We start from the raw sequence: 3,705 nt of genomic DNA, 5'->3' as shown, positions 1-3,705 counted from the left end.
CCAGTCCCTGCGCCAGGCCCTGACACGGGCCGGCCTGCCGCCGCGCACCCGCGCCCCCGCCAGACCCCGGACCGCCGCGCCGGCCCCCTCCCACGGCCCACGGTGAGAAAATGACCAATCACCGACGTCAAGCGCACGGACGCCGCCCCGCCTTTCCAGGCATCGAGTCGATCGGGCCAACGCAGTCGTCAGCCCGATCTTCGCCAACGGGCCGTTGGCCTCGATCCGGAAAGACCCGGGAAAAACGGGTGCTACTCCAGGTCGTTAGCGGCCAGCGCGACGTCACCTTCGCTCACTTCAAACGTATTCAATCAAAAAACGTTGCCGCAGCGGACTGTGTGTGGAACGATCGTCGTCTCGATCCACGAAAGGGGAGGCCGACGTGACCGAACCACTGACACGGTACTTCGCCCGCAAGCACCTGGAAGCGACGCTTCTCCATCTGCCGGGAGGCCTCCCCGACCTCACCCGCAAGCTCATCGAAACCATGGGCGACGACGGCCGGGTGCAGGTCAAGGCCCTGCACGGCGCCCTGTTCCCCCTCAGCACCACCGCCAGCGCCAACGCCTCTTTGAACCGTTTGCTCACGGCCTTGAACAAAGCGGCCGGCGATCACAACATTCCCGTGGCGGTCAAGGTCACCACCGACAAGAAGGGCGGTCCGGCCAAGCGGTGGGTGTGGTGCGAGGGCGAGGCGGCCCTTACCGCCACCGCCTACACCAGCGATCTCAACGCGGTGCCCGAAGGCCGGCGCCAGACGTCGCAACGCGGCCTGGTCATGGGCACGCCGGTCGTCTTGATGACCTTCAACGAGCATGAAACGGCGGCCGTCATGGCCTGCTTCGCGGGCGAAACTCCGCCGCGAACGGACGCCAGCGGCACCTACCCGCTCACCGATCTCGGCCTGCACGGCACCTACCAAGTGTACCATCTGGTCAGCCGCCAGGGGCCTCACCACGCCCGGGACGCGACCACCTTCGCCATCAAGAAGGTCAAGCCGGCGGCGGTGATCGCCGTCGGCATCGCCTTCGGCATCAATGCTGGAAAGCAACGGGTCGGCGACGTCCTGATCCCGACCTGTGTGCGGGACTACGACAGTGCCCGCATCAATGCCGACGGCAGCCGCACCCCGCGCGGCGATCGCCCGCCGGTCAGCGAGCCCCTTCTCAATCGGCTGTACCTTCTGGACCACACGTGTCGGTCGGTCCCGGATTGGCCGACCCTGCGCTTCGGGCCGCTGTTGTCCGGGGCCAGCCTGATCGACCACCGCCCCAGCCGCGACGCCCTGCTGGTCATCGAACCGGAGGCGGTGGGCGGCGAGATGGAAGGGAGTGCCATTGAACGGGCTTGCCGTGGCACCAGGACCGACTGGATGGTCATCAAGGGTATCTGCGACTTCGCCGACGGCAACAAGGACGCCCGCACCAAGGATCAGGACCAGCGCCTTGCCGCCGATCATGCCGCGCGGGTCGTGAAGGCCCTGCTGATGATGGGCGGCACCGGCCCCGCCGCCCCACCTCCGTCCGACGGCGGACCCGACGAGGACGAGACGAACCTCTCGGACCCCCTCGACGGCGCCTCCATCGTCCCGCACGCTCTCCTGACCGATCATCGGCGGTTGCCCGACGGTCACTTCCAGTGCCGCGCGACGGGGCGCCCCATCAGCCTTCACAAACAGGACCTGGAGCCCCGAGCCCTCCGCCATGACGACACGCCTGGCGAAGAGGTTCTGCCCTTTATCCGCGAATGGATCGACGACGCGGACGGCCCACCCCTGCTCGCCCTGCTGGCGGAATATGGCATGGGCAAGACCATCACCTGCCAGCAGGTGGCGACAGAGTTGCTGGAAACCCGCCAGCGGGAGGGTGCGGGACCGATCCCCCTTTACTTCGATCTGCGCCATGTCACCTTGCGCAAGGAGCGAGTCCCGACCCTGGCCGAGGCCCTGGCCGATTGCATAGAGCGCGGCTGGCACGATCGGGGCGACGGCGGCGCCTTCACCCTGGAAAACGTGTTCGACTGGATCGCCCAGGGCGCGGTGGTGATCTTCGACGGCCTGGACGAGGTCCTGGTCAAGCTGGACGCCACCGAGGGCCAGACCTTCACCAACGCCTTGCTGAAACTGCTGGCGGACGCCCGCGCCCGCGCAAAAGACGCCGGCCGTCCGTGCCGCCTCAAGATCATCATCGCATGTCGCACCGCCTATTTCCCCACGGTGCGCGCCCAGCAGACCCATTTCACCCAGGAGGAACGGGGCGAGTTCGGACCCCGGGCCTATGCCGCGCTACTGCTGCTGCCCTGGGACGAGGCGCAGATTCGGGCCTATCTGTCGGTCGCTCTACCCGGCCTGGAAGCCGAACGGGTGCTGGAGACCATCCGCTCGGTGCACAACCTTGAGGAACTGGCCGAGCGTCCCTTCACCCTGAAACTGGTGGCGGAGTACATTCCCGAGATCGAGCGGCGGCGCGCGGCCGGTCTTCGCGTCCAGGGGGTGACCCTGTACCGGGCCATGGCCCAGCGCTGGCTGGAGCGCGACCAGGGCAAGCACCGCATCCTGCCGGATCACAAGATGCGGCTGGTCGCCCACCTGGCCGCCCACCTGTGGACCGGCGGGCGCACCGAACTGCCCGCCGAGGACCTGCAAGCCTGGTTTCACGACTGGCGCGAGGGCCGGCCGGACCTGCGCCGCTATCAGGCCATGTCCGTGGATCAACTGGAAGAGGATCTACGCACCGCCACCTTCCTCAGTCGCCGCGACGACGGCCAAAGCAGCGCTTTCCGCTTCGCCCATACGTCCTTGCTGGAATTCTTCCTGGCCGACTTTCTGTATCGCGCTGCTGCCGAGGATCGGCCAGAGGGCTGGGTCATGCGCGTGCCCAGCCGGGAGACGCTGGACTTCCTCGGCCAGATGTTCGCCGAGGCCGAGGCGCCCGACGCCCTGCGCCGCGCCGAGGCCTGGCGTCACCAGCGCCGTCCGCACACGGGTGAACTGCTGCTGTCCTACGCCCTGCGCGCCCGGGCACGCGGCTGGCCGGTCCCGACCCTCCATGGAATCGACCTCAGCGGGGCCAACCTCCATGGTCTGGTCCTGGACGGCGGGACCGAGGGGTGGTCGCTGGGGCCGGCGCGACTGGCGGGCTGCAACCTCAGCGAGGCGCGATGGATCAATCTGACCCTGGACGGGGCCACGTTCAGCGACGCGCATATGAACCGTGCGATATTGATGGACTGCCGCTTACGGCGCGCGCGCCTGGACGGCGCGCGCCTGCCCGGGACGGTGTTCCGCCGCTGCGCGCTGGACGACACGGACTGGACCGGGGCGCGCGGCTATCGCACGCAGATACAGTACGGCGCGGTGGATGAGGGGATCGGGCCGCGCCCTATGTCGGCGAAAGCCGAACCGGCTGTCCTGCGTTTGCCTGGCGCCACCGTGCCTTCCGGCACCCGTCTGGTATCACTCACCGGCCATGGTGGGTCGGTGAACGCCTGCGCCTGGTCGCCCGACGGCCGCGTGCTGGCCAGCGCCGGCGACGATGGCACCCTGCGCCTGTGGGACGCAGAGACAGGCGAGCCCCGGGCGGTCCTCAAAGGCCATGAGAATAGGGTGCTGGCCTGCGCCTGGTCGCCCGACGGCCGCGTGCTGGCCAGCGCCGGCGACGATGGCACCCTGCGCCTGTGGGACGCAGAGACAGGCGAGCCCCGGGC

Annotated in this window: 1 protein-coding gene; it reads left to right on the top strand. The window is 68.6% G+C overall.

From position 1 onward, the window contains the following. Positions 1 to 382: 382 nt before the first annotated feature. The coding region (locus tag GGD89_RS19275) for a phosphorylase family protein (protein ID WP_184049065.1) at positions 383 to 3,705 on the top strand (3,323 nt) is incomplete at its 3' end.

It is taken from the genome of Roseospira visakhapatnamensis, from assembly GCF_014197915.1.
Classification (GTDB): domain Bacteria; phylum Pseudomonadota; class Alphaproteobacteria; order Rhodospirillales; family Rhodospirillaceae; genus Rhodospira; species Rhodospira visakhapatnamensis.
The sequence above is the reverse complement of the archived record's forward strand: the minus strand, read 5'-3'. Positions and strand labels throughout refer to the sequence as shown.